A 1,502-nucleotide genomic window follows, 5' to 3' on the forward strand; every position below is an offset into this window, starting at 1 on the left:
CGATGTCACGATCAGCAACTTCGCCGTGGCGAACGGCGCGGCGGGTTCCGGTCTTGCCAACGGCAGCGGTACCGACACCTACACCGCCAAGACGGTCGACGCGCTCGTCAACGAGATCAACAACAACGACGATCTCGAGGGCAAGATCCGCGCCTCGAACGACAACGGCAAGCTCCGCATCGAGAACCTCTCGACCCAGGACCTGTCGGTCGTCGGCGCCACCGCCACCGGCCTCACCGGCGGCACGGGTACCGCGAACACGCAGACGATCGGCGGCAACACCGTTCGTGCCGGCCTGGCCGACCAGTTCAACGAACTGCGCGACCAGCTCGACAAGTTCGCTGACGACGCCTCGTTCAACGGCATCAACCTGCTGCGCGGCGACAACCTGAAGCTGACCTTCAACGAGACCGGTACGTCCAGCATCGACATCTCGACGAAGGACCAGAAGGCGGTCAACTCGACGGAACTCGGCATCAGCAACATCGAAGCCGAAGACCTCGACAGCGACGCGAACATCGACACGCTGCTCAACGGCGTGAAGGAATCGCTCAGCACGATCCGTTCGCAGTCCTCGAGCTTCGGCTCGAACCTGTCGGTCGTCCAGAACCGCACGGACTTCACCAAGTCGATGGTCAATACGCTGCAGACCGGCGCCGACAAGCTCGTTCTTGCCGACACCAACGAAGAGGCCGCAAACCTCCTCGCCCTGCAAACCCGCCAGCAGCTGTCCTCGACGGCCCTGTCGATGGCCTCGCAGGCCGACCAGGCGGTCCTCCGCCTGTTCTGATCCAGAAGGATCATCCCCTCTCGAAGGCGGCGGAGCGAAAGCTCCGCCGCTTTTCTTTTTGGCGTCCTCTCTTCAGCCTCATCCTGAGCCGGATGCGCAGCATCCGTGTCGAAGGGTGGTCGCGGACTCAGAACTTGTGGCCATCCTTCGACGCGGCTCGCTTCGCGAGTCCGGCTCAGGATGAGGCTGGAAATGGCGGTAATCCCCCGTTAACCGCGCTTCTCAGCATTCCGTTAACCATATTTTAGAAGCCGCCATGTGAAATCGGTTATCGCTTCCATGAGGAAGCCTGACCGTTCACGACCTCTGGAAGAGGGAAACATGGCTTCGAACATCACGCTCTCGGCAGGCGTCCGCCAGAACCTGCTCTCGCTGCAGGGCACCGCGGATCTTATGGCGAAGACCCAGAACCGTCTCGCCACCGGCAAGAAGGTCAACTCGGCCCTCGACAACCCGACCAACTTCTTCACGTCGTCCGCACTGTCCAGCCGAGCCGGTGACATGTCCGCGCTGCTCGACAACATGACTTCCGGCATCAAGACGCTCGAAGCAGCCGACAACGGCCTGTCCTCGATCACCAAGACGGTCGAGTCCATGCAGTCGACGCTGCGTCAGGCTCGCCAGGACAAGACCTTCCAGACGGCTTCCTACGCTGCCATCCCGTCCACGGCGACCATTGCTGGCACGGAAGAGCTGTCGTTCTCGGGCGGCG

Annotated in this window: 2 protein-coding genes; both read left to right on the forward strand. The window is 62.1% G+C overall.

The annotated features are described in order from the left end of the window. The coding region (locus ACFPFW_RS18505) for a flagellin (protein WP_379771823.1) at nt 1-790 on the forward strand (790 nt) is incomplete at its 5' end. A 321-nt stretch (nt 791-1,111) separates the two neighbouring features. Then, nucleotides 1,112-1,502 (forward strand): flagellin N-terminal helical domain-containing protein (locus ACFPFW_RS18510; RefSeq protein ID WP_465254250.1); only part of this gene is annotated, 391 nt, incomplete at its 3' end.

The sequence above is a fragment of the Flaviflagellibacter deserti genome (assembly GCF_042652085.1).
Taxonomy (GTDB): Bacteria; Pseudomonadota; Alphaproteobacteria; order Rhizobiales; family Methylopilaceae; genus Flaviflagellibacter; species Flaviflagellibacter deserti.